Raw genomic sequence first — 25,457 nt, 5'->3', positions numbered from 1 at the left:
GCGCTGGGGGCGCGCTGGGGCCTGGCCTCCGAGGCCAGCTTCCGCGCCGCGCTGAAGGGCATCCTGGAGGAGTCCTTTGGGGTCGAGGTGATCAACGTCAACGAATTCGATGACGAACGACCACCTGTTGCCAGTACGCCCGCCCGTAGGTGCGGATGAAGCGCTCGGTCTCTTCCCGGCCGGGGTCGCTCAGCACGGCCAGGCGCGCCTGCACATAGTCGCGGGTCAGGCGCAGCCCGCACTTGACCTCGATGCAATGCCGCCAGCTGGCGTAGTCTGACGGAAACAGCTCCGCGGCATAGCCGGATGGGTCAGCGCCTGCCGGCGCGTGGTCTTGGCGTGACATGGTGGCTCCTGACGACTCTTGATGGAGCGCGCGCGTGCTCAGGCGCGCTGGACGGGTGGCTTGCGCAGACCTCAGGCGGCATCCGCGTCTTGGAGCCACTCCGGAAAGGGGTCATGCAGCGCCCGCCAGCCGGCCGGACCCAGCGCCAGCTCGGCGTCGTTCAGCAGGCAGGCATCCAGGCGTGCACGCATGGCGCTCTCGTCCAGGTGCTGACCGATGAAGACCAGCTCCTGCCGGCGGTCGCCATAGGGGCCGTCGAAGGCCGCCTCGATGCGCGCGCGTTGCACCGGGTCTTCGGGCCAATCTTCTGCAGCCGCGGCGTCCCACCACCAGCCGGCGGCGCCGTGGCGCACCAATCCCCCCGCCTGCGACCAGCTGCCCGCCAGATCGTGGCGGGTCGCCAACCAAAACCAGCCCTTGGAGCGCAGGAGATTCCCCGGCCAGTCCCACTGCATCGCCGCGTAGAAGCGCTCCGGGTGGAAGGGCCGCCGGGCGCGGTAGACGAAACTGGTGACACCGTACTCATCGCTCTCAGAGGATTCCTCGCCCCGCAGCGTCTTGAGCCAGCCGGGCGCCTGCGCGGCGCGTGCGAAGTCGAATCGGCCTGTGTCGAGCACCTTGCTCAATGGCACCTGGCAGTAGCTCGCCTCCAGAATCTCTGCGGTCCGGTTGAGCTGGCGCAGCGCGTGCTTGAGGCGCCGGCGCTCATCGCTGCTCACGAGGTCGGCCTTGTTCACGATGACGACATCAGCGAATTCGACCTGGTCCACCAGCAGCTCCGCGAGGTTGCGCTGATCCTCTGCGCCCAGGGACTCGCCGCGCTCGGCCAGCGCATCGGCGCTGTGCAGGTCGCTCGGAAAGCTCACCGCGTCGACCACGGTGACCAGTGTGTCGAGCCGCGCAACGTCGGACAAGCTCTCACCCTGCTCATCGCGGAAGGTGAAGGTCTCGGCCACCGGCAGCGGCTCGGAGATGCCGGTGGATTCGATGACCAGATAATCGAAGCGCCCCTCCCGCGCCAGCTTGCCGACTTCCACCAACAGGTCTTCCCGCAGCGTGCAGCAGATGCAGCCGTTGCTCATCTCCACCAGCTTCTCGTCAGCGTGGCTGAGGCTGACCCCTTGGGCGACGAGCTCGGCGTCGATGTTGACCTCCGACATGTCATTGACGATGACCGCCACGCGGCGGCCTTCGCGGTTGTGCAGGATGTGATTGAGCAGCGTGGTCTTGCCGGCGCCGAGGAAGCCGGAGAGGACGGTGACGGGGAGCCTGCCGTCGTTGTGGTCGGGGGTGTGGATCTGGTCGGTCATGGGTTTGGCCTCCGGGTTGATCGGACGGGATTGGGGTCGAGAGGGCAGGGCCGGCGCGCGGCCTGCGCCGGCGGTTGGTCAGTCCCAGAGCGCGTCCAGCGCCACCAGGCAGCGGGCGGCACCGGCGGGGTCCGGCGAGCGGTGGATGGCGCCGCGCCCGGTGTTGCCCTGCCACAACCCGCCCTTGAGCAGCACCAGATCAAAGGGTGCGGCCTGGCCGCTCGGGGGCGCGTCAGCCGGCAGTTGCGCCGGATCGCTGACGGGTGAGGCGGCATCGTCCAGCCACTGCGTGCCAGGGCCGAGCCAGGTGCAGAGCAGGCGGATACCGTAAGATCGCGACCACATCCGCCAGCTCCTGCACGGCCCGCACGGCAGCGGCGGCAGACCCATCGGCTGGACCAGCGCCGGGATGATGGTCTGGGCTGGCTGTCGGCAGCGCAGCGCCGGGCGTTGCGCTGGGTGATGAGCCGGGCGCTGAGCTGCTCGATGAGCTGCTCGATGAGCTGCTCGATGAGCTGGGCGCTGGCGCAAATGCTGTGGCGGTCCGGTCCATGGATCAGGCATCCAGGCAGAAGAGCACGCGCGGGGCCGAGCCGTCCGGCAGGGCCGGCGAGCGATGCACCTGCCCCCGTCCGGCGTTACCGGGGTAACGCTCCCCCTTCAGGATGCCGACCCAGAACGGTGCCAGGGTGCGCACGGCAGCAGGGTCCGCGATCTGCGCATTCGGCGCCCCGTTGCCGAGCGCCCGGCGATCCACCGCGCCCGGTGGCAGCCATTCGGTGCCCGGACCGCGGTAGGTGCAGAGCAGCCGCAGCCGCGTCTGGTCCACATGAAAGCGCGGACATGCGACATCCGCCAGCACCTCAAGGCGCAGTGTGATGGCGGTTGCATCGAGGGTCTGGGACACAAGCGCTGCAAAGCGCCGCGTCAGTTCGGCCATGTCCGAGAGCCAGCGCGGGCAGCTCTGCACCGGGAGGCCATGCGCCGCGAGTCGCCCCGACAGCACGGCCTTCGCGTCCCGCATCAGCTCCGTGGCTGCCAGCTCTGCGCGCAGTGCGGTGGCCGGCAACGGTACGCAAGCGGCGATCTCCGCGGGGATCTCCGGCGCTGCCGGCCTGGCCCAGACGGCGAGGGTGACGTCAGGGGCGGTGATCAGCGACAGCCCGTCGCGGTCGGGTGTCTGCACGACACCGGGCAGGGGTGCGGTCGCAGCGTCGGCGGCCGGCACCGGAGGACGCAACGCGGCCGATGGTGGCGCGGCGATGGTGGTCATCTCGGTCATGAGTCTCTCCCGAGGGGGCCCTGCGTTGAGCAGCGGGACCTTGGTTGAAGCAAGGCGGAGTAACAATATAACGTTATACTCGCCCGACACCAACCATCCCGCCGGAGGGTCGCTGCGATGCAAGACACCGTGCCCGCGCAGAACGCGACGATTCCTGTCGCGTCCCAGGACGCACCCCAGGGTGGCCCGCCGGAGGATGAGCTGTACATGGGGCCGCGGCAGCTGGCCTATTTCCGGCGGAAGCTTCTCGACTGGCGGTCCGCATTGGTGGCGGAGACGCGCGCGACACTGGCGGAGCTGCGCGACGACAGCCATCATGACGTCGGTGACGAGGTGGACCGTGCCAGCCGCGAGGCCGCCCAGACACTGGAGCTTCGCAGCCGCGACCGCTGCCGCAAGCTGCTCGGCAAGATCGACGCCGCCCTGGCCCGCATCGACGACGGCAGCTATGGCTGGTGCGAGGAAACCGGCGAGCCCATCGGCCTGGCAAGGCTCGAAGCCCGGCCGGTGGCGACGCTCAGTGTGGAGGCGCAGGAGCGGCGCGAGCTGCGTGAGCGCCAGGCAGGGTCCGGACGCTGAGCATGCGGCGGCCAGGTGCACGCGCCTGGTCCGCACTGCCGATCAACCGCCCTGTATTCAGCAGATCCGCCGCCGTGAGGAGGCCCCATGCCCAGATCCCTGATCCCTGTCACGCTGCTGACCGGCTTTCTCGGCAGCGGCAAAACCACGGTGCTCAATCACCTGGTGCGCCAGCCGGAGCTGGCGCGTACGCTGGTCATCATCAACGAATTCGGCGAGGTGGGGCTCGATCACCTGCTGATGAGCCGGGTGGCCGACGACACCGTGGTGGAGATGTCCAGCGGCTGCCTCTGCTGCACCATCCGCGGGGACCTCGTCAGCACGCTCAAGGACGCCCACTGGCGCTTCTCGCGCGGCGGCGAGCGACAATTCGACCGCGTGGTCATCGAAACCACCGGGCTCGCCGACCCCGCGCCGATCATTCACACGTTGATGACCGTCGACGTCATTGCGCGGCGCTATCGCCTGGACGGCATCGTCACCACCCTGGACCTGACCAACGCCGGCGACACGCTCGATGCCCAGCCCGAGGCCCTGAAGCAGGCCGCGGTGGCGGACTGCCTGCTGCTCACCAAGGCGGACCTGGCCGAGCCCGCCGCAGTGACCGCACTGGAGCAGCGCCTGGACCGCATCAACCCGGCGGCACGCCGGCTGCGCGTCCACAACGGCGTCGTCGCACCAAGCTCACTTCTGGGGCTCGGCCTGTTCGATCCGACGCAGAAAACGCCCGATGTTGCCCGTTGGCTGAATGAAGAGGCGTACCGGGATGCAGCGGACACGCATGCCGATCACGACCACAGCGCACCCGGCCAGCACGAGGACGATGGGCATCGGGCGGACCCTGGGCACCGGGACCACAGCGGACACGACGGGCACCACGACCACAGCGGTGACCACCACGCCGCCGATCACCACCACCACGACCGCAACCGCCACGACGACCACATCCGCGCCTTCTGCATCGTCATCGACCCACCGCTGGCCGACAGCATGCTCGACGCCTGGCTCGATCTGCTGCTGTCCCTCGCCGGCCCCGACATGCTCCGCGTGAAGGGCATACTGAACCTGCGCGGACGGCCGGCACCCGTGGCCATCCACGGCGTGCAGCACATCTTCCACCCACCGGTGGAGCTGCCGGCCTGGCCCAGCGACGACCGGCGCTCCAGGATCGTCTTCATCACCCGGGACATCCCGCGGGAAACCATCGAGGCGTCGCTCAACGCGTTCATCGAGGTATGGCAGGGGCCGGCGGAGCCGGGTTAAGCAAACGCCCTCGACGGTGCTGCGCCCGGCAGAGCGCAGGCGGACGGGGGATACCTCAGGGATGCCAGAACTTCACCAGGCTGACCACCAGCGCGCCGACCGCCAGCGTGGTGCCGAAGGACCAGATCATGAAGCGGTCCATGCGCCGTTGCAGCTCGCGCATGTCCTGGCGCCCTGCCTCGAAGCGCTTGTCCATGTCCGCCTGAAATGCTTCGAAGCGCTTGTCCATGTCCGCCTGAAATGCTTCGAAGCGCTTGTCTACCTGCTCAAAGCGTTTGTCGACCTGCTCGAGGCGTTTGTCGATTTGCTCGAAGCGCTTATCGACCTGCTCGAGGCGTTTGTCGATCTGCTCGAAGCGCTTATCGACCTGCTCGAAGCGCTTATCCACCTGCTCGAAGCGCTTGTCGATCTGCTCGAAGCGCTTCTCCATCTGCGCAAAACCTTCGCGCATCAGCTCGCGCTGGTGGCGCAGCTCCTCCTCGACGCGCACCATGCGCTCGCGCAGCTCGATCTCGTAGACCGCCGGCGGCTTGCCGAGACTCTGCTCCGCGAGCCACTCGCCGAGGTGGTCTTTGATGAACTGAATGTCTTCCTCTGCGAGCGCCATGTCTGTTGCCGGACGGCCGATTCTTCAGCGGCAGTATAGCAACCTGGGATCCTGGGCCGCGTTGCGGGCTCAACGGTCGGGCAGTCGCGCGGTGATCGCCTTGCCTCGCTCGTTGCCGCAGTGCAGCACGCAGATCAGTGGATTTGGGTGGCGCACAGCGGCGAAGCCGAGGTTGCCGTTGCGATTGTGGATGCCTGAGCGCTCGTGCCACCGCTTCGCGATGGCACGCATCTCTTAGCGCTCCGCGGTCGCTGCGGCAGTGCACCGATTCCTGGCAGCGGTGCGCGGATACCGGCGCGCGTCAGCCTGCACAGGTCGCTCCCCACGAGTCATGGGTGACCGCTATTGGAACAGCGACCGGGCGGCTTGGCCGCTCATCGACGCGGCGCGGGAGCGCCGACGGATGCGTCACGCTGCGCCGGGTCGTGCGGGAATCGATCCTCACACCAGAGTCACAGGCCCGTGATCGTCGCAATGGTCGCCGTGCGGGTGATGCAGGCGCCCGTCGACGATGTAGTCCACGTGATCGCCGTGCGGGACGGCCTCGTGGCCGCAGCCGGGGCCGTGCACATGGCCGCTCTCGCAGCAGGCGGTGACGCGCTGCTCGCAGCCGTCGGGGTTGGTCTCGCTCACTTCGATGACGTGCTCGTCGTAGTGCGTCTTGCCGTCCACCTTGTGCGGATGGTGCAGGTGGCCGTCGTGCAGGTAGTCCACGTGGTCGCCGTGGCGCACGGCCTGGTGGCCGCAGTTGGGGCCGTGCTCGTGGTCGTGATGCGGATGGGTCTTGCAGGGCTCGGTCATCGGTCGGTGTTCCAGGGTCAGTGTGCTTGAACGGGTGCCACGCCGGGATTGAGTGCGGGTGTTGGGCGCAGCGCTGGCCCTGATCCATCGGCCTGCGCGGGTCTGTTGCGACCAGCGCAGGTCACAGCAGTCGCCGGCGCTCACCCGGCATACACGGGGCGCAAGCCTAGACCACGGCGCCGACGGCTGCCCTGTCTGCGGTCAATTCGGCCGCCCTCGGCTCAGCATCAGCCGTCCTGAAGCCGCTCGATGCGCTGCTCCAGCGCCTCGATGGCCGCGTCCCGCTCCGCGCGCAGCGCCTCCAGGTCCCGGCGCAGCCGGGCGGGGTCGGGCTCTGCGGGCGCGTCCGCCGCGAGGGCGCGAGTCGCCCGCGCGAGCAGGGCCTGCGCGCCCGCGGCGTCGCCCCGTTTGTCGGCGAGGCGGGCTGCGAAGATGTCGAGCCCGGCGCTGACCGCCTCACGCTGCTTCGGCCCGAGGTGCGCGAGGTAGGGGTCATCGGCAATGGGCGCCGCCGCCAGCAGGCGTCGGAACAAGTCGATCAGCGGCTCGCCCACAAGCCAGCCGCGGCGGCCGGCCGCCTCGTCGCGCTGGGCGCGGGCGGCGCTGAACTGCAGACGCGGGCGGTCGTCGGTGTTGAGCGGATAGTCCGCGAGCAGGCCGGTGGCCCGGCCGAGGTTGCCGGCGTAGTAGAGCAGGAGCGGCGGCGTGTCGGGATCGGGCAGGACCGAGTGCTGCGGTCCGCCCGGATCGTCGCTGCCCGTGCCGGCCCGCAGCGCCTGGGCCCGGCTCAGCAACGCCGCGGCGTCGAGCGGCTGGGCATGTAGGCGGCCCACGAGGGCGACAATGGGACCCTCCGGCAGGAAGTCGCCGCGCCAGAGGGTCACGTCCGGAAACACCTCCGTGAAGGTGCGCGCGATGGTGCCGAGCTCCTGCTCGGTCACCTGGTACAAGGGCACCCATTGGGCGAACAGCCCTCCCGGCGCCAGGCGCTCGGCCACGTGCTGGAAGTGCTCCAGGGAGTAGAGTGCCGCGTTGCCGCGCTTCCAGGGCACGAACAGGTCACCGACGATGACATCGTAGGTCGCACCCGCGGCGCTCAGGTGGTGGCGGCCGTCTTCCGCCAGCAGCCTGACCCGCGGGTCTTCGAACAGGCCATTGGCATAGGGACGGAAGTACCGGGCGGCCAGCTCTATGACGTCGCCGAGCAGCTCTGCCACCACCACCTCCTCCACGGGATGCGCCAGGGCGGCGCCGGCGGTGATGCCGGTGCCCATGCCGAGGAAGAACACCCGCTTCGGCGCCGGATGCAGCAGCAGTGGAAAGTGCGCCTGGCGCTGCTGCAGCCCATGCCCGCGGGTGCTGCCCAGGGTGTAATGATTGTCCACCTTGATGCCGAGGTGCTCGCCGCGGCGCACGACGGCTACGGTGCCGGCGCCGCCCTCGCGGACCTCCAGCAGAGACTCCGCGCGGCGTAACGGATCGGTCCGCACCACGGGCAGCCGGCCCGCGTCCAGCGCCGAGAGCAGCAGCAGGAAGCCCAGCACCGGCGCCAGCACCATCGTGGGTGCCGGCGCCTGCACCCGACGCCCGCGGACCCTGGCGGGCGGCGCAGCCGCCCGGGTCGCCAGCAGGGCCGGCGCGGCCAGGTAGAGCCCGGCCAGCCATTGGATGGACCGCCACAGGCCAAGCCATTCCAGCAGCAGGAAGCCCGCGGCCAGTGAGCCTGCAATTGCGCCCAGGGTATTCAGCGCCAGCAGGCCGCCAACCTGCTCGCCGGGGCTGCGCGCACCGACCTCCGCCGCCCGCCACAGGTACGGGAAGACCACACCGAGCACCAGCGTTGGCCCGGCGAGGACGACCACGGCGGCCCAGCCCAGGGAGCGCAGATAGCCGCCCCAGTCCTGGCCGGCACCGAGGTAGCCCAGCCCGTCCGTCAGCCGGAAGAACAGCTGTGGCGTGAGCGCCACGAACAGCGCCGCAGTACACAACAGCACCACCAGGGTCGGCGGCGCCGGCAGCCGGTGCCGCGCCAGCCAGCCGGCCACGAACGAGCCGGCGGCAAGCGCCAGCAGAAAGACCACCAGGATCACGGCATAGCTGTAGACGGAATTCTGCAGCACCTGGGCGAACATCCGCGTCCAGAGCACCTCCAGCGCCAGCGCGACGAATCCGGACAGAAAGGCGAGCCCCCGCAGCCAGGCCTGCGACAGCACCGCCTCAGTGACCGCGCCCGGCGTGACCCGCGGCGCAGATTCCTGAACCGGGTCGAGAACCTGCGCCGACCGCCGGCCGCTCAGCCACCAAGCGGTCAGCGCGATGCCGCCGGCGAGCGTCAGCGCGAGCAGATAGCTTCCGTCGTAGCCCAGGAGCGGCGGGAGCAGAAAGGCGGCACTCAGGGCGCCGATGGCCGCGCCCGCCGTGTTCACGCCGTAGAGCAGCGGCACCAGACGCCCGAGCGCCGCGGGGTGGCGCACCAGCCAGGCGCTCAGCACCGGCAGGGTGCCGCCCATGAAGAAGGCCGCCGGCGACAGCAGCACCAGCGCGAGCAGCAGCTTGATCGCCTGCAACAGGCCCGGCGCCGGCTCGGCCACGTGGCTGTAGAGGGTGCCGTATTGGGCGGTGAAGGCCGGTGCCAGCAGAAAATAGCCGAGTCCAGCCGCCACAACGCCCACCTCCAACAGCGCGTAGGCGCGCAGCGGCCGGGCGATGCGGCGGCTGTGCCGGCCCCAGTAGGCGCTGCCGGCGGCCAGGCCCAGAAAGAAAGCCGCCAGGGTGGCGGCCGCCGCCTGCGCGGTGGCCCCGAAGAGCAGCGACAGCTCGCGCATCCAGACCACTTGCAGCACCAGCGCGCTGAAGCCCGACAGGAAGAAGAGCCCGAAGACAGCGACCATCGCGCCGCGCCGGATGTCTCGCATTTGCGACATGTCACTTTTGAAATTGCTATGGTATAACATCTTAGCAATCATTCAGCCCAAGCGACCCCTCGACTCGTGTCCCCAGGCGCCACCTTCGCCGTTCTGCCCTGCTCCCGGCACCGCAAGCACCCGCTCGGGCGCCTGCTGCTGGCCTGTGCCCTGCTGCTGGCGCAGACGCTGCTGGCGGCCCATGGCATCGAGCACCTGGCGCACGCGGACGAGGACCTGTGCGAGGTCTGTCTGGCCGGCGCACCCCTGGGCGCCGCGCTCGCAGAGGCCCCGCCGGAGATTGCACGCAGCGCCGTTGCGCCCCTGCCCCGGGCGGACACGCTCACCCGCCCCGCACTCCCGGTCCCCTTCAATCCGCACCTCCCCCGGGCGCCGCCGGCCGCCCACGCGACCTGAGCCTGGCCAGTGGCGGCGGCGAGCCGCCCGCAGAGCCCGCCCAGTCGAACGAGATCGTGCCGCGCTCACGGCGCCCGCAGGCGCCGTGGCGGCGCGGTGGACGGCCCCTGTCCCATCGGAGTGCACACATGAACCAGTCCCTCGTGCGGGGCGCCCTGCTCGGCGCCCTGCTCACACCCGCCGCCGCGGTGACCGCCGGCGATGCCGACATCGACGCACTGCGCGCAGAGCTCGACGCCATGCGCAGCCAATACGAAGGCCGTATCCGGGCCTTGGAGTCCCGCCTGTCCGATGCCGAGCAGGCCGCCGAGGTGGCCCGCCGGGCGGCCGGTGCCGATGCCTTGTCGCTGCCCATGACGGCGCCGCGCGTGCTGCGCAGCCAGGGCCAGGCATCCGGCCAGGTGCCCGCGGGCAGCCGCAGCGCCGGGCTGTTCGACGCGGTGACCTCGGGCACCGCCTTCAACCCGCAGATTTCGGTGATCCTGGACGGCAACTACTACCAGGACGATACCGAGGACGGTAACGGCGCCGCGCTGGTGGGCGAGGCCTTCCAGGCCGGTGGTGGCTATGGGCACGACCACGACCACGGCGCGGACGGCCATGCACATGCCGACGGCGGCCATGCCCACGCGGTCGCGGAGCCCGGGTTCAACCTGCGCTCGGCGGAGCTCTATTTCAGCGCCACGGTTGACCCGTATTTCGATGCGGCGAGCTATATCACCATCAGCGGCGACGGCGACGTCACCCTCGAAGAGGCCTATTTCCAGACCCGTTCCCTGCCCTACGGTCTGCGGGTCAAAGGCGGCAAGTTCCTGAGCGATTTCGGCTACATCAACAACCAGCACCCACACCAGTGGGACTTCGTGGACCAGAACCTGCCCTACCTGAATCTGCTCGGCTTCCACGGCATTCAGGACACCGGCGTGCAGCTCACCTGGCTGCCGGAGCTGCCCGTCTACACGCTGCTCGGCGCGGAGGCGCTGCAGGGCGACCAGGAGGTCTTCGGCGCCACGCTCGGGGAGACCGAGCAGACTGAGCTGAACCTGGGCGACACGGACTCGGGCCCCCGGCTTTTCACCGCCTTTGCCAAGGTGGCACCGGAGATCGGCCGCAACCATGCGCTGCAGATCGGCGTGTCCTATGCACACGCCACCCAGCACCAGGCCATGGAGACGCACACTCACATGGTGGAGACCCATGCGGATGAGCATGTGCACGAGGAGGATCATGCCCACGAAGACGAGCACGCGCATGAGGAGGAGCACGCGCATGAAGACGGGCACGCAGACGAGCACATGCACGTCCACACCGACGGCATCACCGAGGAGCTGCATGAGACGGGTCTCGCCGGCGACGCCGACCTCTGGGGCATCGACCTGGTGTACAAATACGACGCCCCCGGCGCCTACGGCCAGGGCGACTTCACCTTCCAGACCGAGTATCTGCGCTCCAGTAAGGATCTGACCATCCGCTCCAGCGCCCATCCCGAGCGCATCGGCAGCAACCGCACCTACACCACCGACGGTCTCTATGCCCAAGCCACCTACGGCTTTCTGCCGAAGTGGCAGGCGGGGCTGCGCTACGACGTGCTCGGCCTCACCAACAAGGTCAGCGGCGGGCGCAGCGAAAGCTTCGGCAGCTCAGACCGCTGGACGGCCAATATCACCTGGAACCTCTCGGAGTTTTCACAGCTGCGGGCGCAGTACGCCTACAACGACATTCTCGTGGGCGAAGACGATCACGGGGAGGAGCGGGAGCAGTTCAGCGCCTTCTACCTGCAATTCCTGATGAGCCTGGGGAGTCATGGGGCGCATGAATTCTAAGCGTGAGTTGCGAGTTGCGAGGCGCCCCTCGGATTGGTTGGGGTCGAGCGCCTTTGCTTGGCCTGATGTGGCTTCTGCGTGACGGAGGTGAATGATGAGACGATTGTTGACAGGTTTGTTGGCCGGCCTGGCGTTGTTCGCGGCGCCGGTGCTGGCCTTAGACGTGGTGGCGACGAGTCCGAGCATGGGCGCGCTGGTGCGGGCGGTGGCGCCCAGTGCGCAGCTGACGGTGCTGGCGGGGCCGGATCGGGACCTGCACATGCTGCAGGCCAAGCCGACCATGATCCGGGCCCTGCGCAGCGCAGACCTGCTGGTGGCCGTGGGCGCCGAGCTGGAAATGGGCTGGCTGCCGGCGGCATCGGCGAGCGCCGCCAACCCGGACATCCTGCCGGGGCGCGAGGGCTACTTCGAGGCCGCCGCCCAGGTGCCGCTGCTGGACGTCGGCGGTCCGGCAGACCGGGCCATGGGCGACGTGCACCCGGCCGGCAACCCGCACGTGGACCTGGACCCGGTGCGCATGGCCCAGGTGGCCGGGGCGCTGGGAGCGCGCATGGCCCGGCTGGACCCGGGCAATGCCGCAAGCTATCGCGCCAATGCCCGGCGCTTCGCGGAGACGGTCGAGCAGCGACTGCCGCAATGGCAGGCCCAGCTGGCCGGCGCGCCCGGCGCCGTGCTCTATCACCGCGATGCCGTCTATCTGCTGGAGCGCTTCGACGTGCCCCTGCTCGGCACCATCGAGCCCGTGCCCGGGGTGCCGCCGAGTGGGCGCGACCTGCGCGAGCTCGCCGGCAAGCTCCGCGGGCGTGACGGGGTGATCATCCATGCGCCTTACCATTCGCCGAAAGGCCCGCGCAAGCTCGGCGGGGATCTGGGATGGCCCGTGGAGACGCTGCCGCTGTCGCCCCCGGTGAGCGCCGACGGCGACGGCTACCTGCGCCACATCGACCGCTGGGTGAGCGCCATTGCCGGCGCCTGACCGGCTGTCACGGGAGCCATCGCCCGCCGACGGCGAGCCGCCGGGTGCCGTGCTCCAGCTGGAGGCTTTGGTCGCCGGCTGGCGCCGGCCGGTGGTGGGGCCGGTGTCGCTCACGCTCGCCCGCGGCGAGGTGGTGGGTCTCTGGGGCGCCAACGGCAGCGGCAAGTCCACGCTGCTGGCCGCCGTCGCCGGGCAGGCGCGCTGCTTCGACGGGCGCCTGCGGCGGGCGCCCGGTGTGGGCATCGCGGTGCAGCCCCAGGCACCGGTGCGGCTCGACCCGCTGCCGGTGACGGGCCGGGAGCTCCTCGCCGTCGCCGGCGCCGACCCACAAGCACCCGGCCTGCCGCCGACCCTCGCGGCGCTGCTGCCGCAACGCCTCGACCGCATCAGCGGCGGCCAGCACCAGCTCCTTTGCGTCTGGGCGGTGCTTGCCGGCGGCGCGGGCCTGGTGCTGCTGGACGAGCCCACCAACAACCTGGACCCGACCCACACCACAGTGCTGGCCCAGATGCTGGCCGCGCGGCGTGCGCACCGCGCGGTGCTGCTGGTGAGCCACGAGCGCGCCTTCCTGGAAGCCCATTGCAGCCGCATCCTGGCACTGGACTCGGCCGGGGCGCTGGCCGCGGAGCGCCGGCCCGTAACGGGTTTGATCTCAGGCGATACCCCATGGACCTGAGTTTGCTCAGCGATCCGATCTTCCGGCTGCCCTTCGTCGTCGGCCTGCTGCTCGCCATCGTTCTGCCGCTCCTGGGTGCGCTGCTGATGCTGCGGGACGAATGGCTCGCGGCGCTGGGCTATGCCCACCTGGCCGCGGCTGGCGCGCTGCTCGGATTGGCGTTCGGGCTGCCGGCGCTGCTGGGCGGTGTCGCGGCGGCTGGGGCCGGCGCCGCCGCCAAGGGTGCCGGCGGCGCCCGCGGCAATGCGTTCTACGGCTTCATGATCCTCGGCGGCTGGGCAGCCCTGCTGCTGCTGGCCGCCAACACCGGGCTCGGCGAGCAGCTGGGTCATGCGCTCATCGAGGGGCAGCTCTACTTTGCCGGTCCGACGGACCTCATGGGTGCAATACTGCTGGCCCTGGTGGCGGGCGCGGGCCTGCCCTGGCTCATGCCGCGGCTGCTGCGCGCCCGTCTGCTGCCGCAGCACGAAGTCGCCAACGCCTTGCCGGCGCGGCGCTGGCACCTGGGCTTCGATCTGCTCGCCGCCGCCGGCATGGCCGTGGGCACCGCGAGTCTGGGCCTCATGGCCGCCTTCGCGCTGGTGCTGGCGCCCGCCTGGATCGCGTTCCGCATGGCGCCGGGCTGGGGCTGGACCCTGGTTTGGTGCACGGCGGTGGGTGCGCTCGCTTATGTCGTCGCTTTCGCGGCTGCGCTCGCGCTGGATCAGCCCTTCGCACCTGTGCTGGTGGCGGTATTGTTGGCCGCCGCGGCGGGCGGCGCCGCTGATAGGGCGCTGCGGGTACGCGGTGCCGCAACTTCCCCGACGCCGAGCGCCCAGCACCCGGCGCAGACGCCGAAACCCAACCAAGACAACGGAGAGCCATCCCCATGATCCACACCCACGTGCACCAGCGCATCCTGTCTGTGCTGCTGCTTGTCACGCTGACGCTCGCCGGCAGCGCCGCGGGCTCATTCGGGCCCCGGCGGTCCGGTTTTCCCCCTTGGCGCCCCCTTGCAGCACCCGGGTCGCGTCCCTAGCATCGTCTGCTGGCCCGCCACCCGAGGTGTCTCCATGCCCTTCGACCCGACCCGTGCGCCCGTCGTCTTCGGCGAGGCGCTGTTCGACTGCTTCCCGGATGGTGCCGAGGTGCTGGGCGGTGCACCCTTCAACGTCGCCTGGCACCTGGCCGCCTTCGGCGCGGGCCCCGTGTTCGTGAGCCGCGTCGGCGAGGATGCCCTGGGCGCGCGCATCGAGGCCGCCATGCAGCAGCAGGGCATGACGAGGCTGGGCTTACAGCGCGACCCGCAGCATCCCACGGGCCAGGTGCAGGTCACGCTGGCCGGCGGCGAGCCGAGCTACAACATCGTCGCCGGCAGCGCGTACGATTTCATCGATGCCGAGGCCCTGCCGACGCGCGCCGCCGGCGGCTTGCTTTACCACGGGACGCTGGCACTGCGCAACGCGGACTCCGCGGCAGCGCTCAAGCGCCTGCGCGCGGACACCGATGCGGTGTTTCTTGACGTGAACCTGCGCCCGCCCTGGTGGTCCGAGGCGCAGGCCAAGGCCGTGCTGGACGGCGCCCGCTGGGTGAAGCTGAATGAGGACGAGCTGGCCCGGCTCGCCCCGGCCGGCGACAGCCCGGAGTCCCGGGCCGCCGCGCTCATGCAGCGCCACGGGCTGGAGCGGGTCTACGGCACGCTGGGTGCCGCCGGCGCGTTCGCCCTCGACGCCGACGGCACGCTGGACCGGGTGAGCCCAGGCTCAGGTGTCGAGGTGGTGGACGCCGTCGGCGCCGGCGACGGGTTCGCCGCCGTGCTCATCCTGGGGCTGCTGCGGGGCTGGTCGGTGGGCGATACGCTGGAGCGCGCACAAGGCTTCGCGTCGGCCATTGTGGGGCGGCGCGGTGCCACCATCGACGACCCTGCCTTCTACGCCGAGCTGAGCGCGCTCTGGGGGGCCGACTAGCCGGATCGGCCGCCGCCGGTGTGCTTCCGGCGCTGTTCGGCAGGCCGGCGTCGGCGGCGGCGTCAGGTCCGTGCGGTGGCGGCGTTGAGCCCGGTCGAGATGCCGGGCCCGGCGCGTCGGCCTTTCTGCTCGTACCGACCCTCCTGTCGATATCCATTGCGATCCTGACGGCTGCTCCGGGCTCTGCCCGGAACGGTCCAGGGTCGCGCGGCCGGGCATGTGCACGGCCGTAACATCCACCGGAGTCAGACCGATGGAGACCGACGTCCCGAACGCCCGCATCCCTGCCCTGGCCGCCTTCCTGCAAGAGCACCGCAGCCAGGCGCACCGGGTGCTGCACCACATCATCGGCCTGAGCCGGCCGTTTCTGTTGCGCAGCGATCTCACCGACGCCGTCGACTTCCTGTGCGCCGACGAGCCGGCGCTGGCCGACACGGCGCTCGCGCGGGCGCTGCACCAGTGCGAGGAGGCCGCCATCGATGCCTCCTGGATCTACCTCGCCCTGCGCCGGCGGGTGGCGCGCTGGGATTACCTGCGCATTCATCTGGAGGCCATGGACCTGCAACAGGTGAGCGTCGGCGAGTACCTGTCCTTCAAGGAGCACCTGGCCACCGGCGGGCACGAGGACCCCTTCGGCCTGGAGATCGATCTGGCGCCCTTCTACCGGGACCAGTACAAGCTCAAGGAGTCGGGCTCCATCGGCCGCGGCGTGGAATTCCTGAACCGCCGCCTGTCCAGCCGCCTGTTCGAGGAGATCGGCAAGGGTGACCAGCGCCTGCTGAGCTTCCTGCGCATGCACAGCTACCGCGGCCAGCAGCTGATGCTGAACGACGGCATCACGAGTGTCGCGGAGCTGCGCAATGCGCTGCGCCAGATGCTGATTCCGCTGCGCCGCCGGCCCACGCACACCCCGTACGAGGATATTGCCGCCGAGCTGCGCGGCCACGGCTTCGAGGCCGGCTGGGGCGCCGACGTGGAGCGTATCCGCGACAACATGGGGCTGCTGCTGGATATTCTGGAGGCGCCGTCGCCGCGGGCGCTGGAGGAGTTTCTGGGTCGGGTGCCGATGATCTTCTCCATCGCCATCCTCTCGCCACATGGCTGGTTCGGGCAGTCCAATGTGCTGGGCCGCCCCGACACCGGCGGGCAGGTGGTCTACATCCTGGACCAGGTGCGGGCGCTGGAGCGGGAGATGCACCGGCGCCTGGCGGAGCAGGGCATCGACATCGAGCCGCGGGTGATCGTGCTGACGCGCCTGATTCCGGAGGCCGAGGGGACGCTCTGCAACCAGCGCCTGGAGCCTATCGCCGGTACCCGCAACGCGGCCATCCTGCGGGTGCCCTTCCGCAATGCCGCCGGTGAGGAGATACCACACTGGATCTCCCGCTTTCACATCTGGCCCTATCTGGAGCGCTACGCGCTGGATGCGGAGCGTGAGCTGCTGGCGGAGCTCGGCGGCCGGCCGGACCTGATCATCGGCAATTATTCAGACGGCAACCTGGTGGCGTCCTTGATGTCGCAGCGGCTCAACGTGAGCCAATGCAACATCGCCCATGCGCTGGAGAAGACCAAGTACCTGTTCTCGGACCTGTACTGGCGTGACAACGAGGACCGCTACCACTTCTCCGCCCAATTCACCGCGGACCTGATCGCGATGAACACCGCGGACTTCATCATCACCAGCACCTACCAGGAGATCGCCGGCACCGACGACAGCGTGGGCCAATACGAAAGCTACGCCAGGTTCACCATGCCCGGGCTGTTCCGGGTGGTCGCCGGCGTCGATGTCTACGACCCCAAGTTCAACATCGTCTCGCCGGGGGCCAACGAGGACATCTACTTCCCGTACTCCGACACGGAGCGTCGCCTCACGCACCTGCAGCCCGAGATCGAGGATCTGATCTACGGCGGCGAGCGCCTGGGCGAGACCCGCGGCGTGCTCGCCACCCGCGACAAGCCGCTGCTGTTCACCATGGCGCGGCTCGACCGCATCAAGAACATCACCGGTCTGGTGGACTGGTACGGGCGCTCGCCGGCGCTGCGGGAGCTGGTGGACCTGGTGGTGGTGGGCGGCCACGTGGACGCCGGGCGCTCCGGCGACGACGAGGAGCGCGAGCAGATCGGCATCATGCATCACCTGATGGGCGAGCACGGGCTGAACGGGCAGGTGCGCTGGCTCGGCGTCCACCTGGAGAAGCAGCTCGCCGGCGAGCTGTATCGGTACATCGCCGACCGCCGTGGCGCCTTTGTGCAGCCGGCCCTGTTCGAGGCCTTCGGCCTCACCGTCATCGAGGCCATGAGCTGCGGCGTGCCCACCTTCGCCACCTGCTTCGGCGGGCCGCTGGAGATCATCGAGCACGGCGTCTCGGGCTTTCACATCGACCCGAACCACGGCCCGGCCTCCGCCGAGACCGTCGCCGACTTCTTCCGCCGGTGCGCTGAAGCCCCGGAGCACTGGCAGGCGCTCTCCGATGCGGCGCTCGCGCGCGTGGAGGCGCACTACACCTGGCGGCGCTACGCCGAGCGCATGATGACGCTGGCGCGCGTCTACGGCTTCTGGAAATACGTCACCGACCTGGAGCGTGCCGAGACCCGCCGCTACCTGGAAATGCTCTACGGGCTCCAGTACCGGCCGCTGGCGGCGGCCATGGACGGCTGAGCCGGACAGGGCGATGCCCTCGCAGCAACCCGCCAAGCGGCGATGCGGACTCGTGCTACACTGATGTCGTGTATCACACGGGGAGCGGCGATGGCCAACTTGACGATCAGCGTGGCGGGCGATGTCCTGAAGCGTGCCCGGATGCGGGCCTTGCAGGAAGATACATCGGTGAATGCGGTTTTGGCCGGGTATCTGAAAGACTACGCACGCGCGGACGAAGTGCGGCGTGACCGGCTGGAGGCACTTGAGCGCATCATTGCGATTGCTGACGATGCCGACACCGGCAGCGGTGGCGAACGCTGGACGCGTGACGAGCTCCATGAGCGATGACGTCCTGTTCTTCGACACCAACGTCCTGGTTTACGTCTTCGACGCCGACGCGCCGGACAAACAGGCCATTGCGCGGCAGCTCTTGCGGGACAGCGCCGACATTCGCTTGAGCACGCAGGTGCTCTCGGAATTCTATGTGGCGGTCACACGCAAGCTTGCCTGCCCCTTGGTGCCGGCCCGTGCCTTGCAGGTCGTTGAGCACTGGCGACGCTTCCAGGTCGCAGCCGTCACGCCGGAGCTGGTGGCAAGAGGCATCTCACGCAGCATCGATGCTCAGATCTCGTTCTGGGACGGCCTGGTGGTGGAAACGGCCCTCGCCGAGGGCGCGCAGCGGCTCGTCTCCGAGGATCTGCACGATGGATGGCAGATCGGTCGCATGCACGTCTGGAACCCGTTTCGGTGAGTCGGTGGCGGCGAGCAGCCAGCTCTTGGAGCGCTTCCGGGTTGGCCGGTATCGGCCGCAGGGGGGCGGCCATGCAGGGCTGACGCTGCGGGCGCGGCCTCAGCCCTGGCCCGCTGCCTCTGCCGCACCCGCCCGCAGCAGCGCATCGGCGCGGTAGAGCCCGATCAGGGTCTTGGCATCGGTGATGGTGCCGTCGGTGCAGCGGGCCAGGGCGTCCGCCAGCGGCAGCCAATGCACCTCGATGACTTCATCGGCCTCGTGGCCCAGGTCCACCTCGCTCAGGCCCCGGGCGAGATACAGGTGGATGACCTCGGCAAAGACGCCGGGCGACGAATGCATGCGCCCGAGGGAGGTCCAGCTGGCGGCCACCAGACCGGCCTCCTCCGCCAGCTCGCGCTCGGCGGTGGCCGCCGGCGGCTCGCCCAGGTCGATCTTGCCTGCCGGCAGCTCCCACAGCCAGCCCCCGGCCACGTGCCGGTACTGGCGCAGCAGACAGACGCGGCCGCGGTCGTCGATGGCGACAGCGGCGGCGCCGCCGGGATGGCGGATCACCTCCAGCTCCACGTCGCGGCCGGTGGGCAGGCGCACCCGCTCCACGCCCACGTCCACCACCTTGCCCTGGAACACGGTGCGACGCACGTCTTCAACGGCGACGTCGGTGGCTGGGATGTGGGTGGGCGCCATGGGGACCTCCTGCGTCCCTTGGGAGAGGACTGCGAGCCGGAATGCCATGCTACCAGCCTACGGCGTCCGGCAGGGGGGCGGCTGCATTCAGCGCAGGGGATTCCTGCGGCACGGGCGCAATGCGTGCCGGGCGGCGCTCCAGCGCGAAGCGCTCGCCGGGCCCCGCGATGCGCAGCCCGTTGGCGGCGAGCTCGCGGCCGGCCTCCGGCGACTCGTAGTGGTAGAGCACCATGCGTGAGAGCTGCTCCGGCTTGTACTCCCGGCGCAGGTCGGCAAGGCCGGTGTGCGACGGATTGCCGCGCAGGGCGCAGTCGTGAAAGATCCATTCGCCGCGGGCTGCGTGACGATTCAGGATTTCCGGAATCGGGCGGGTGTCGCCGCTGTAGAGGAATACCCCCTCCAGCGCCAGGCCGAAGGCGGACAGGTGCTCGTGGTGGCGCACCGGGAACACGGCGAACGCCAGTTGCCGATGCCAGAAGGTTTCGGACACCGGCAGCAGCTGGAACACGTCCCAGAAATTGCTGCCGCCCTCGGCCAGGAGGTTCGGATAGTCCGCCAGGCGGCGCTGCAGCGTCGGGATGAGCGGTACCGGCACATAGAGCTTCACCGGGGCAGCGGCCGCGCCCGTGGCGAGCTTGTAGTAGAGCCCCTCCAGGCCGCCGATGTGGTCCAGATGCGCGTGGGTGATGAACAGCGCCGGCGGCAGCCGGCGATACGCAGCCACAAAGGCGTCCAGCGTCGCCGGGCCGCAGTCGATGAGCAGCGCCGGTGTACCGTCCATCTCGAAGACGGCGGCGGAGGAGCCGAGAGACAGGGCGCGGGCGTTGCCCACGCCGAGAAAATGCAAAGCGAGGTGCGTCATGGGTCGATACAGCTGGCGGCGCTGGCCGGAGTTGCCCCGCGCCGGCGACACGCGCGGGCGGGCGGGTGGAGTCAGGCGGGCGCAGACAACGGCACCCTGGACGTTGGTAGATGGGGACGCCGGCTTGGATGGGGATGCCGGCGGCACATCCGGTGGCAGCGGTTTCGTGAGACCATGCGAGCCCCGCGGAGTGCCCGGACCGCGACAACGGCCGCAGTCCGATCAGGCCGCCCCCGTCCACTCGGCCAAGCATACCGGTTGCGGATGACGGTCAGGTTGCGGTGCCTGAGCGCACTGGGGCAGGCGCGACGGACCGGCCGCTCGGGCTGCATGCGCGACCCTGTTCTGCACCGTGCCACAGCGCGCGGCGATGATCGACTGCGAAAATGATCCAATGCCCAATCAGCACGACACCAGCGAGCCCACCGCGCTGCGCGACTGGAACAGCCTGAGCGATGACGAGCAGACGGCGCTGCGCGTCGCCTTCGGGCAGTATCTGGACGGCCTGCCGCCCACCTGCTCGCTGCAGACCAAGATCGAGCGCTTCCGCGGCTGGCTCGCCGAGCGCGGCGTCGCCTATCACGACGCAGGCTGACGCCGCCTCGGCGCGGCGTCCGGTAGGTAACCTATCCGTAACCCGCCGGCAATAAAATCCGCTGCCGACATGGCATCAGCTTGTACGGGAGCGACATGGCCACGGTACTCATCGTCGATGACGAGCCCGACATCCGGGAGGTGATCCGATTCGCGCTGGAGGAAAGCAGCTTTCGCGTGCTCGAGGCCGGGCATGCGGACGACGCGCGTAAGCTCCTTGCCGAGCAGCCCGATCTGGTGCTGCTGGACTGGATGCTGCCGGGCCGCTCGGGCCTGGAGCTGGCGGAGCAGCTGAAGCAGAATCCGAAGACCCGCAGCATGCCGATCATCATGATCAGCGCCCGCGGCGAGGAAGAGGACCGGGTCAAAGGGCTCGACACCGGCGCCGATGACTACATCACCAAGCCCTTCTCACCGCGCGAGATGGTCGCCCGCGTCAATGCAGTGCTGCGGCGCGCCAAGCCGGGCGAAATCGCCGATCAGATCGAGATCGCGGGGCTCGCCATCGACAACGTGAGCCATCGTGTCACCGCCAACGGCAAGCCCATCGACATCGCACCCACAGAGTATCGCTTGCTGCACTTTTTCATGACCCATGCCGACCGCGCGTTCAGCCGCTCGCAGCTACTGGACCAAGTCTGGGGCGACCGCGTCTACGTGGAGGAGCGCACCGTGGATGTGCATGTGCGGCGCCTGCGCAAGGCGCTACAGCAGACCGGGCACGAGAACCTGCTGCAGACAGTGCGCGGCGTGGGCTACCGGTTCTCGGGCAAGTGACGGCGCACCCGGCGCTCGCCGCCCGCCCAGCCGTCGCGCCCGGCAGCCGACGGCAGCCGCGGGTGCCGGGCTGACATGCGCGCGGAGGCCGTGGGCTTCGAGCTTGCACTGCTCCTCGCCGGTGCGGCGTTGGCGGGTGTGCTGCACCTGGGCGGGCTGCCCACGGCCGAGGCGCTGCTGCTCGTGCTCGCAGCCTATCTGCTGCGCCACCTTTATCTGCTCTGGCGCCTCGCGCGCTTCATCCAGCGCCAGCACCGGCTCGCGCCGCCCTTTCCGCTCGGTCTCTGGGGGGAGCTGTATCGGGCCGTCGGCCGCTACCAGCAGCGCTCACGCAAGGGCCGCAAGCGCCAGCTGCGCTTCCAGCGCCGTTTCCGCGAGGCCGCGAACTCCGTGCCCGACGCACTGGTGGTGCTGGGCAAGAGTCAGCGCATCGAATGGGCGAACCCCGCCGCCGCCGAGATGCTGGGCGTGCGCTGGCCCGACCACGAGGGCCGGCTCCTCACGGAGGTCTGCGCACAGACGGGCCTCGGCACCTATCTGGAGGCGGATGAGTACGCCCGCCCGCTGGAGGTCCCGGCGGAGCACGACCAATCCATCATGCTCTCCATCCGCGTTGCCCCCTTCGGTGAGCGCAAGCGCCAGCGTTTGGTGGTGGGGCGGGATATCACCAAGATCTTCCACCTCAATATGATCCGGCGCGACTTCGTGGCCAATGCCTCGCACGAGCTGCGCACGCCGCTGACGGTCATCGCGGGCTTCGTCGAGAACCTCGCCAGCTCCGCACTGACGCCGGAGCCGCACAGGCGCCCGCTGTCGCTAATGGAGAATCAGACCAACCGGATGCGCAGCATCATCGAGGATCTGCTGACCCTCTCCCGGCTGGAGCTGGAAGACGCGGCGAGCAATCTCACGCCCGTGAACCTGCCGCAGGAGATCGAGCAGGTGGTGGCGGACGCCCGCACCCTGAGCGCCGGCAAGCACGACATCACCCTCGACCTGGACCACGATCTGATGCTGATCGGCAACCAGTCGGAGCTGCGCAGCGCCGTCTCGAACCTGGTCTTCAATGCCGTGAAGCACACGCCAGCGGGCAGCCATGTGCGAGTCTGGTGGCAGGACGAGCCTGTGGGGCCTGTGCTGCGGGTGGCAGACGATGGGCCGGGTATTGCCCCGGAGCACATCCCGCGCATCACCGAGAGGTTCTACCGTGTCGACAAGGCGCGCTCACGCGCCTCGGGCGGCACGGGCCTCGGCCTGGCCATCGTCAAGCACGTGCTGAGCCATCACGACGCCGTGCTCAGCATCGCGAGCGAGCCCGGTCGGGGCGCCACCTTCACCTGCCGGTTCCCGGCGGAGAGCCGCCTCAGGCGGACGGATCAGGTCCCGCAGCTGCAGGTGCTTCGCTCGGGCTGAGCCGCTGCACCGGCGGCCGTCAGCCGGGTCCGGTAGTGACGCAGCCTGCGGGGTCAGCCGGCGGCCTGGGCAGGCGTCAGCGCCTTGATGGAGAGCGCGTGGAGCTCGCCGCTGGCGATCTGTGGCTTCACGGTGTCCATGACCATGCGCTGTTTTTTGATGGGGGTGAGGCCGTCGAACGCATCGGTGACGACGACGGCCTCGAAATGGGCGCCGTCACCGGTGACCGTGACCTCCGCACCGGGCAGGCCGGCGCGGATGAGGGCTGCAACTGCTTCTGGCTCCATGGGATCAGGTCTCTGGTTGTCGTGATACGCAGCGGCGCTCTGCCGCCGTTGAGACCGCAACATGGGGCGGGGGAGGCGCGGCTCCAATGGGTCGGGGGCCGCTGCGCCCGCCCGTGGCGGGTCGGCGGACACCGGTGGCACGTGCTGTACGGTGCGCCGGGCGCCGGCCCGGGTCGGTGCTGAGCGCAGCCTTGTTTTAGGCGAACGCCGCTTCACTCGAACGGCGGTCGATGATCCGCTCGCTCTGACCACGCCGGCGATCTGTGGGGGCTGCTCGGGGGCGCATGCGTGCCTTCGGGCGCGTCGCCCCGAGTCCCTTGGTGGACTACTCGATGTTCGCGGCGCGCTTGAAGAAGGTCTCCAGCTCGTTGCCGTAATCCACGGCCCGATTCAACTCGGCGGTGTACTTCTCGACCGCACCGGCAGAGGTGGCGAGCGCCATATCCGCGGCCGTGGCGTCCACCCCGCCTGCGGCCCGCTCGGTGAGCGTCTTGGTCTGGCCCGTGCTCTCCAGCTGGAAGGGGCCGGTGAGCTGCTTGGGGTCCACCCGGTTCAGGATGGCGTAGTTGCGGTTCAGTGCCGCGATGGACTCGATCAGCTCCTGCTTCACCTTGAGGTATCTGGACAGGTATTCGGTGAAGGTGGCATAGGCGTTCAGGTTGCCGATGTTGTCCGCGTCGGCCAGGTACTCGGGCGTCCACTCGATGTTGAGGACGCTGATGTAGTTCTGGAAATCGAACAGGCTGACCTCGCTGTCCGCCCGCGCCAGGGACTGATAGGCGTTGTCCAGGGCCTCCTGCACCCAGCGCTCCCGGTCCTCCCAGTTGCGCTGGTTGCCCTGCATCTCGCTGGTGTCGAACTCGCTGCCGCCGAAGTCGAAGGCGCCGAATTGCTTCAGCAGCTCGCCGAAGCCGCCGGCCATGGCGCCCGACGGCGGCAGGACGAGCAGCGTTGCGAGTACGAGGGCCGGCTTGTTACGAAGCACGTGCGTCATATCACCTCCCGGGGGTTCAGTTGATGGGCGCCGGGCGCGCGCGCCATGGCTCCTTACAGGTTTGCGCCCTGCGGATCACCGAGCTGGGCGTAGGTTTCGATGAGTGCCTGGATGACGGCACCGTCCTGCCGCGGCACCAGGACCTGGCTCGCCTTGATCAGGTCCGGAATGAGGCCGTTGTCGGCGACGAAATCGCCGAAGACCTGGCTCATCTCCTGGTTGGTGATTTCTGTGCTCACGGGCCGGAAGCCCTCGCGCTGCAGTGCCATGAGCTGCATGTCGCGGGTCAGCAGGAAGTCTTTGAAGCGTTTGGCGGCCTCCACCTGCTCGCGGGAGTTGCCGTGGCGCAGCACGTAGAAGGGGTGGTCCGATACCAGATTGAAGCGCGGATAGCGGATGATGGGCTTGGCGCCGTCCGGGTCGTTGGCGGTGCGGATGTAGGCGAGCTTGACCGCCAGATTCTCGTAGACATACACGGTGCTGAGCGGCTGGCCGCCGTAGCCGGCCTGCATCAGCGGCTCGGCGAGCTTGCCGGTGCTGGTCTTGCTTTGATCAGACATGTACTTCATGAAGGCGAGGTACGCCTGGAAGGCCGGGTCCTGAAGGTCCTGCATGCGGATCTTGTAGCGCGGTTTGTCCTTCGCGAAGAACTCGTAGGCCATGGTGATCAGCGCCACCGCCCCCGAATTGGAGCTGTCGGGCTGCGTGAAGCCGAACTGGAAGATGCGCCCCTCGGGGCCAAGAACTTCGCCGTTCAGCTCACGGGCATAGATGTCGGTGATGGTGTCGAAGCTCATGGACTTCTCGATCACCGCGTCGATGCGCTTCTGCACCGGCGCCCAGGTGACGAAGACCATGGGGCTGCGGGCGACGGACTCATCGGTCTCGAACAGCTTGCCGCCGCTGAAGGCGTCCTCGACGACACCGCGGAAGATGGAAGATGCCGGCGCCCAGACCTGATACTCGTTGCGACCGTCGTGCATGGACCTGCCGTCGCGGATGAGCATGCCGGACTTGATGGAGCCGATCTTGTCGATGATCAGCCGAATCGGCTTGCCGTCGATGTTGCTCAGCGACGTATCCGCCATGAACTGCTCGGCGGCCGCCTCGAACCAGCCGCGCTTCTCGGAGCCGGCGGCGATCTTCACCTCGATGACGTCCCGGTCTTCGGGGACCGGGTAGATCACGTCCTGCGTGCCCGCGTTGGCGGCCGGGACCTTCACCGGCGTGACCCTGAGCTGCTCGCGCTGCACGGTCTCGTCGATGGCCACCTCGGCATCCTTGGGCAGCACCTGTGGTGCCGGGCTCTCGGGGGTGCTGTCGAGCTGCTGCGCCGGCGTCTGCTTGACGGCGGCGGCATCCGGCTTCGCCTGGATCTTGGAGAGGTCGACGTTGAGCTCGCCGAAGTCGAACAGCTTTTCGGCGGCCCCGGGCTGGCCCATGGTCATCGCCAGCACCAGGGCGGCAAGCAGCGCCGGAGCGCCGCGCCGCTGCGTCATGCGATGCTTGCGCATGATGGCCTCCG

Annotated in this window: 27 protein-coding genes and 1 pseudogene; 15 read left to right on the top strand and 13 right to left on the bottom strand. The window is 69.3% G+C overall.

The window, feature by feature from the left end; translation table 11 throughout:
* Nucleotides 1-114: pseudogene (locus QZ607_RS11115) on the top strand (DUF3782 domain-containing protein); the annotation flags it as partial.
* Here QZ607_RS11115 and QZ607_RS11110 read toward each other — a convergent pair.
* From QZ607_RS11110 to QZ607_RS11095, 4 genes are all read right to left on the bottom strand, one after another.
* On the bottom strand, nt 98-346 hold the full coding sequence (locus QZ607_RS11110) for a hypothetical protein (protein WP_295882673.1): 249 nt from the start codon (nt 344-346) through the stop codon (nt 98-100). The pseudogene QZ607_RS11115 and the gene QZ607_RS11110 overlap by 17 nt on opposite strands.
* Before the next feature lie 71 nt (nt 347-417).
* Entirely contained in the window at nt 418-1,656 is a 1,239-nt protein-coding gene (gene zigA, locus QZ607_RS11105) for a zinc metallochaperone GTPase ZigA (protein WP_295882672.1), read from the bottom strand.
* 78 nt (nt 1,657-1,734) lie between these two features.
* Nucleotides 1,735-2,001: a DUF1826 domain-containing protein gene (locus QZ607_RS11100; protein ID WP_295882671.1), complete on the bottom strand. Its 267-nt coding sequence runs from the start codon at nt 1,999-2,001 to the stop codon at nt 1,735-1,737.
* Between the two features lie 211 nt (nt 2,002-2,212).
* Nucleotides 2,213-2,938 carry a DUF1826 domain-containing protein gene (locus tag QZ607_RS11095; protein WP_295882669.1) on the bottom strand — a complete coding sequence of 242 codons (726 nt, stop codon included), beginning with the start codon at nt 2,936-2,938 and terminating at the stop codon, nt 2,213-2,215.
* Between the two features lie 207 nt (nt 2,939-3,145).
* Here QZ607_RS11095 and dksA point away from each other — a divergent pair, with 207 nt between their 5' ends.
* Nucleotides 3,146-3,517, top strand: a complete 372-nt coding sequence (gene dksA, locus QZ607_RS11090; protein ID WP_295882676.1) for an RNA polymerase-binding protein DksA — start codon at nt 3,146-3,148, stop codon at nt 3,515-3,517.
* An 87-nt stretch (nt 3,518-3,604) separates the two neighbouring features.
* Nucleotides 3,605-4,780, top strand: coding sequence for a GTP-binding protein (locus QZ607_RS11085; protein ID WP_295882668.1), 1,176 nt, complete (start codon nt 3,605-3,607; stop codon nt 4,778-4,780).
* 55 nt (nt 4,781-4,835) lie between these two features.
* On the opposite strand, the gene QZ607_RS11080 is transcribed toward QZ607_RS11085, so the two are convergent.
* From QZ607_RS11080 to QZ607_RS11065, 4 genes are all read right to left on the bottom strand, one after another.
* Nucleotides 4,836-5,387 (bottom strand): hypothetical protein, encoded by a 552-nt coding sequence (locus tag QZ607_RS11080; RefSeq protein ID WP_295882666.1) that lies wholly within the window; start codon nt 5,385-5,387, stop codon nt 4,836-4,838.
* Between the two features lie 69 nt (nt 5,388-5,456).
* Nucleotides 5,457-5,618 (bottom strand): hypothetical protein, encoded by a 162-nt coding sequence (locus QZ607_RS11075; RefSeq protein WP_295882663.1) that lies wholly within the window; start codon nt 5,616-5,618, stop codon nt 5,457-5,459.
* Between the two features lie 210 nt (nt 5,619-5,828).
* Complete coding sequence (locus QZ607_RS11070) at nt 5,829-6,188, bottom strand: hypothetical protein (protein WP_295882661.1); 360 nt, start codon at nt 6,186-6,188, stop codon at nt 5,829-5,831.
* Nucleotides 6,189-6,415: 227 nt separating this feature from the next.
* Nucleotides 6,416-9,112 (bottom strand): fused MFS/spermidine synthase, encoded by a 2,697-nt coding sequence (locus QZ607_RS11065; protein ID WP_295882660.1) that lies wholly within the window; start codon nt 9,110-9,112, stop codon nt 6,416-6,418.
* Nucleotides 9,113-9,178: 66 nt separating this feature from the next.
* Here QZ607_RS11065 and QZ607_RS11060 point away from each other — a divergent pair, with 66 nt between their 5' ends.
* The 9 genes from QZ607_RS11060 to QZ607_RS11020 all read left to right on the top strand — a co-directional run bounded on the left by QZ607_RS11060 (nt 9,179) and on the right by QZ607_RS11020 (nt 18,321).
* Nucleotides 9,179-9,508: a hypothetical protein gene (locus QZ607_RS11060; RefSeq protein WP_295882659.1), complete on the top strand. Its 330-nt coding sequence runs from the start codon at nt 9,179-9,181 to the stop codon at nt 9,506-9,508.
* Nucleotides 9,509-9,636: 128 nt separating this feature from the next.
* Nucleotides 9,637-11,331: a TonB-dependent receptor gene (locus QZ607_RS11055; protein ID WP_295882658.1), complete on the top strand. Its 1,695-nt coding sequence runs from the start codon at nt 9,637-9,639 to the stop codon at nt 11,329-11,331.
* 91 nt (nt 11,332-11,422) lie between these two features.
* Nucleotides 11,423-12,307 carry a metal ABC transporter substrate-binding protein gene (locus QZ607_RS11050; RefSeq protein ID WP_295882657.1) on the top strand — a complete coding sequence of 295 codons (885 nt, stop codon included), beginning with the start codon at nt 11,423-11,425 and terminating at the stop codon, nt 12,305-12,307.
* Entirely contained in the window at nt 12,294-12,983 is a 690-nt protein-coding gene (locus tag QZ607_RS11045; protein ID WP_295882656.1) for an ATP-binding cassette domain-containing protein, read from the top strand. The genes QZ607_RS11050 and QZ607_RS11045 overlap by 14 nt, the downstream gene beginning before the upstream one ends.
* Nucleotides 12,974-13,855 (top strand): metal ABC transporter permease, encoded by an 882-nt coding sequence (locus QZ607_RS11040; RefSeq protein WP_295882655.1) that lies wholly within the window; start codon nt 12,974-12,976, stop codon nt 13,853-13,855. The genes QZ607_RS11045 and QZ607_RS11040 overlap by 10 nt, the downstream gene beginning before the upstream one ends.
* Before the next feature lie 180 nt (nt 13,856-14,035).
* Entirely contained in the window at nt 14,036-14,929 is an 894-nt protein-coding gene (locus QZ607_RS11035) for a PfkB family carbohydrate kinase (protein ID WP_295882654.1), read from the top strand.
* A gap of 253 nt (nt 14,930-15,182) precedes the next feature.
* Nucleotides 15,183-17,588, top strand: a complete 2,406-nt coding sequence (locus QZ607_RS11030) for a sucrose synthase (RefSeq protein ID WP_295882653.1) — start codon at nt 15,183-15,185, stop codon at nt 17,586-17,588.
* 90 nt (nt 17,589-17,678) lie between these two features.
* On the top strand, nt 17,679-17,918 hold the full coding sequence (locus QZ607_RS11025; RefSeq protein WP_295882652.1) for a hypothetical protein: 240 nt from the start codon (nt 17,679-17,681) through the stop codon (nt 17,916-17,918).
* The gene (locus QZ607_RS11020; RefSeq protein WP_295882651.1) at nt 17,908-18,321 is read left to right on the top strand and encodes a PIN domain-containing protein; all 414 of its coding nucleotides are present in this window, start codon (nt 17,908-17,910) and stop codon (nt 18,319-18,321) included. Before QZ607_RS11025 ends, QZ607_RS11020 begins: the two co-directional genes overlap by 11 nt.
* Nucleotides 18,322-18,420: 99 nt before the next feature.
* On the opposite strand, the gene QZ607_RS11015 is transcribed toward QZ607_RS11020, so the two are convergent.
* Both QZ607_RS11015 and QZ607_RS11010 read right to left on the bottom strand, forming a co-directional pair.
* Nucleotides 18,421-19,005: an NUDIX hydrolase gene (locus tag QZ607_RS11015; RefSeq protein ID WP_295882650.1), complete on the bottom strand. Its 585-nt coding sequence runs from the start codon at nt 19,003-19,005 to the stop codon at nt 18,421-18,423.
* 49 nt (nt 19,006-19,054) lie between these two features.
* The gene (locus QZ607_RS11010) at nt 19,055-19,867 is read right to left on the bottom strand and encodes an MBL fold metallo-hydrolase (RefSeq protein WP_295882649.1); all 813 of its coding nucleotides are present in this window, start codon (nt 19,865-19,867) and stop codon (nt 19,055-19,057) included.
* A 394-nt stretch (nt 19,868-20,261) separates the two neighbouring features.
* Here QZ607_RS11010 and QZ607_RS11005 point away from each other — a divergent pair, with 394 nt between their 5' ends.
* The 3 genes from QZ607_RS11005 (at nt 20,262) to phoR (ending at nt 22,651) form a co-directional block, all read left to right on the top strand.
* Nucleotides 20,262-20,462, top strand: a complete 201-nt coding sequence (locus tag QZ607_RS11005; RefSeq protein WP_295882648.1) for a hypothetical protein — start codon at nt 20,262-20,264, stop codon at nt 20,460-20,462.
* A 95-nt stretch (nt 20,463-20,557) separates the two neighbouring features.
* Nucleotides 20,558-21,238, top strand: a complete 681-nt coding sequence (gene phoB / locus QZ607_RS11000; protein WP_295882647.1) for a phosphate regulon transcriptional regulator PhoB — start codon at nt 20,558-20,560, stop codon at nt 21,236-21,238.
* Nucleotides 21,239-21,313: 75 nt separating this feature from the next.
* Nucleotides 21,314-22,651 (top strand): phosphate regulon sensor histidine kinase PhoR, encoded by a 1,338-nt coding sequence (gene phoR, locus QZ607_RS10995; protein WP_295882646.1) that lies wholly within the window; start codon nt 21,314-21,316, stop codon nt 22,649-22,651.
* Nucleotides 22,652-22,704: 53 nt separating this feature from the next.
* On the opposite strand, the gene QZ607_RS10990 is transcribed toward phoR, so the two are convergent.
* The 3 genes from QZ607_RS10990 to QZ607_RS10980 all read right to left on the bottom strand — a co-directional run bounded on the left by QZ607_RS10990 (nt 22,705) and on the right by QZ607_RS10980 (nt 25,446).
* Complete coding sequence (locus QZ607_RS10990; RefSeq protein WP_295882645.1) at nt 22,705-22,938, bottom strand: BolA/IbaG family iron-sulfur metabolism protein; 234 nt, start codon at nt 22,936-22,938, stop codon at nt 22,705-22,707.
* Nucleotides 22,939-23,263: 325 nt separating this feature from the next.
* On the bottom strand, nt 23,264-23,932 hold the full coding sequence (locus QZ607_RS10985) for a hypothetical protein (RefSeq protein ID WP_295882644.1): 669 nt from the start codon (nt 23,930-23,932) through the stop codon (nt 23,264-23,266).
* A gap of 53 nt (nt 23,933-23,985) precedes the next feature.
* Nucleotides 23,986-25,446 (bottom strand): substrate-binding domain-containing protein, encoded by a 1,461-nt coding sequence (locus QZ607_RS10980; protein WP_295882643.1) that lies wholly within the window; start codon nt 25,444-25,446, stop codon nt 23,986-23,988.
* Nucleotides 25,447-25,457 lie beyond the last annotated feature (11 nt).

The sequence above is a fragment of the uncultured Thiohalocapsa sp. genome (genome assembly GCF_913063425.1).
Taxonomy (GTDB): Bacteria; Pseudomonadota; Gammaproteobacteria; order Chromatiales; family Chromatiaceae; genus Thiohalocapsa.
The sequence above is the reverse complement of the archived record's forward strand: the minus strand, read 5'-3'. Positions and strand labels throughout refer to the sequence as shown.

Excerpts from the sequence above, each read along its gene's own strand:
- QZ607_RS10980 (WP_295882643.1), bottom strand. The coding sequence starts at position 25,446 with ATGCGCAAGCATCGCATGACGCAGCGGCGCGGCGCTCCGGCGCTGCTT.
- QZ607_RS11085 (WP_295882668.1), top strand. The coding sequence starts at position 3,605 with ATGCCCAGATCCCTGATCCCTGTCACGCTGCTGACCGGCTTTCTCGGC.
- phoR (WP_295882646.1), top strand. The coding sequence starts at position 21,314 with ATGCGCGCGGAGGCCGTGGGCTTCGAGCTTGCACTGCTCCTCGCCGGT.
- QZ607_RS11110 (WP_295882673.1), bottom strand. The coding sequence starts at position 346 with ATGTCACGCCAAGACCACGCGCCGGCAGGCGCTGACCCATCCGGCTAT.
- QZ607_RS11050 (WP_295882657.1), top strand. The coding sequence starts at position 11,423 with ATGATGAGACGATTGTTGACAGGTTTGTTGGCCGGCCTGGCGTTGTTC.
- QZ607_RS11010 (WP_295882649.1), bottom strand. The coding sequence starts at position 19,867 with ATGACGCACCTCGCTTTGCATTTTCTCGGCGTGGGCAACGCCCGCGCC.
- QZ607_RS11075 (WP_295882663.1), bottom strand. The coding sequence starts at position 5,618 with ATGCGTGCCATCGCGAAGCGGTGGCACGAGCGCTCAGGCATCCACAAT.
- QZ607_RS11020 (WP_295882651.1), top strand. The coding sequence starts at position 17,908 with ATGAGCGATGACGTCCTGTTCTTCGACACCAACGTCCTGGTTTACGTC.
- QZ607_RS11030 (WP_295882653.1), top strand. The coding sequence starts at position 15,183 with ATGGAGACCGACGTCCCGAACGCCCGCATCCCTGCCCTGGCCGCCTTC.
- QZ607_RS11100 (WP_295882671.1), bottom strand. The coding sequence starts at position 2,001 with ATGTGGTCGCGATCTTACGGTATCCGCCTGCTCTGCACCTGGCTCGGC.
- QZ607_RS11035 (WP_295882654.1), top strand. The coding sequence starts at position 14,036 with ATGCCCTTCGACCCGACCCGTGCGCCCGTCGTCTTCGGCGAGGCGCTG.
- QZ607_RS11040 (WP_295882655.1), top strand. The coding sequence starts at position 12,974 with ATGGACCTGAGTTTGCTCAGCGATCCGATCTTCCGGCTGCCCTTCGTC.
- QZ607_RS11070 (WP_295882661.1), bottom strand. The coding sequence starts at position 6,188 with ATGACCGAGCCCTGCAAGACCCATCCGCATCACGACCACGAGCACGGC.
- QZ607_RS10990 (WP_295882645.1), bottom strand. The coding sequence starts at position 22,938 with ATGGAGCCAGAAGCAGTTGCAGCCCTCATCCGCGCCGGCCTGCCCGGT.
- QZ607_RS11005 (WP_295882648.1), top strand. The coding sequence starts at position 20,262 with ATGCCCAATCAGCACGACACCAGCGAGCCCACCGCGCTGCGCGACTGG.
- QZ607_RS11015 (WP_295882650.1), bottom strand. The coding sequence starts at position 19,005 with ATGGCGCCCACCCACATCCCAGCCACCGACGTCGCCGTTGAAGACGTG.
- QZ607_RS11095 (WP_295882669.1), bottom strand. The coding sequence starts at position 2,938 with ATGACCGAGATGACCACCATCGCCGCGCCACCATCGGCCGCGTTGCGT.
- dksA (WP_295882676.1), top strand. The coding sequence starts at position 3,146 with ATGGGGCCGCGGCAGCTGGCCTATTTCCGGCGGAAGCTTCTCGACTGG.
- QZ607_RS11065 (WP_295882660.1), bottom strand. The coding sequence starts at position 9,112 with ATGTCGCAAATGCGAGACATCCGGCGCGGCGCGATGGTCGCTGTCTTC.
- phoB (WP_295882647.1), top strand. The coding sequence starts at position 20,558 with ATGGCCACGGTACTCATCGTCGATGACGAGCCCGACATCCGGGAGGTG.
- QZ607_RS11080 (WP_295882666.1), bottom strand. The coding sequence starts at position 5,387 with ATGGCGCTCGCAGAGGAAGACATTCAGTTCATCAAAGACCACCTCGGC.
- QZ607_RS11055 (WP_295882658.1), top strand. The coding sequence starts at position 9,637 with ATGAACCAGTCCCTCGTGCGGGGCGCCCTGCTCGGCGCCCTGCTCACA.
- QZ607_RS10985 (WP_295882644.1), bottom strand. The coding sequence starts at position 23,932 with ATGACGCACGTGCTTCGTAACAAGCCGGCCCTCGTACTCGCAACGCTG.
- zigA (WP_295882672.1), bottom strand. The coding sequence starts at position 1,656 with ATGACCGACCAGATCCACACCCCCGACCACAACGACGGCAGGCTCCCC.
- QZ607_RS11025 (WP_295882652.1), top strand. The coding sequence starts at position 17,679 with ATGGCCAACTTGACGATCAGCGTGGCGGGCGATGTCCTGAAGCGTGCC.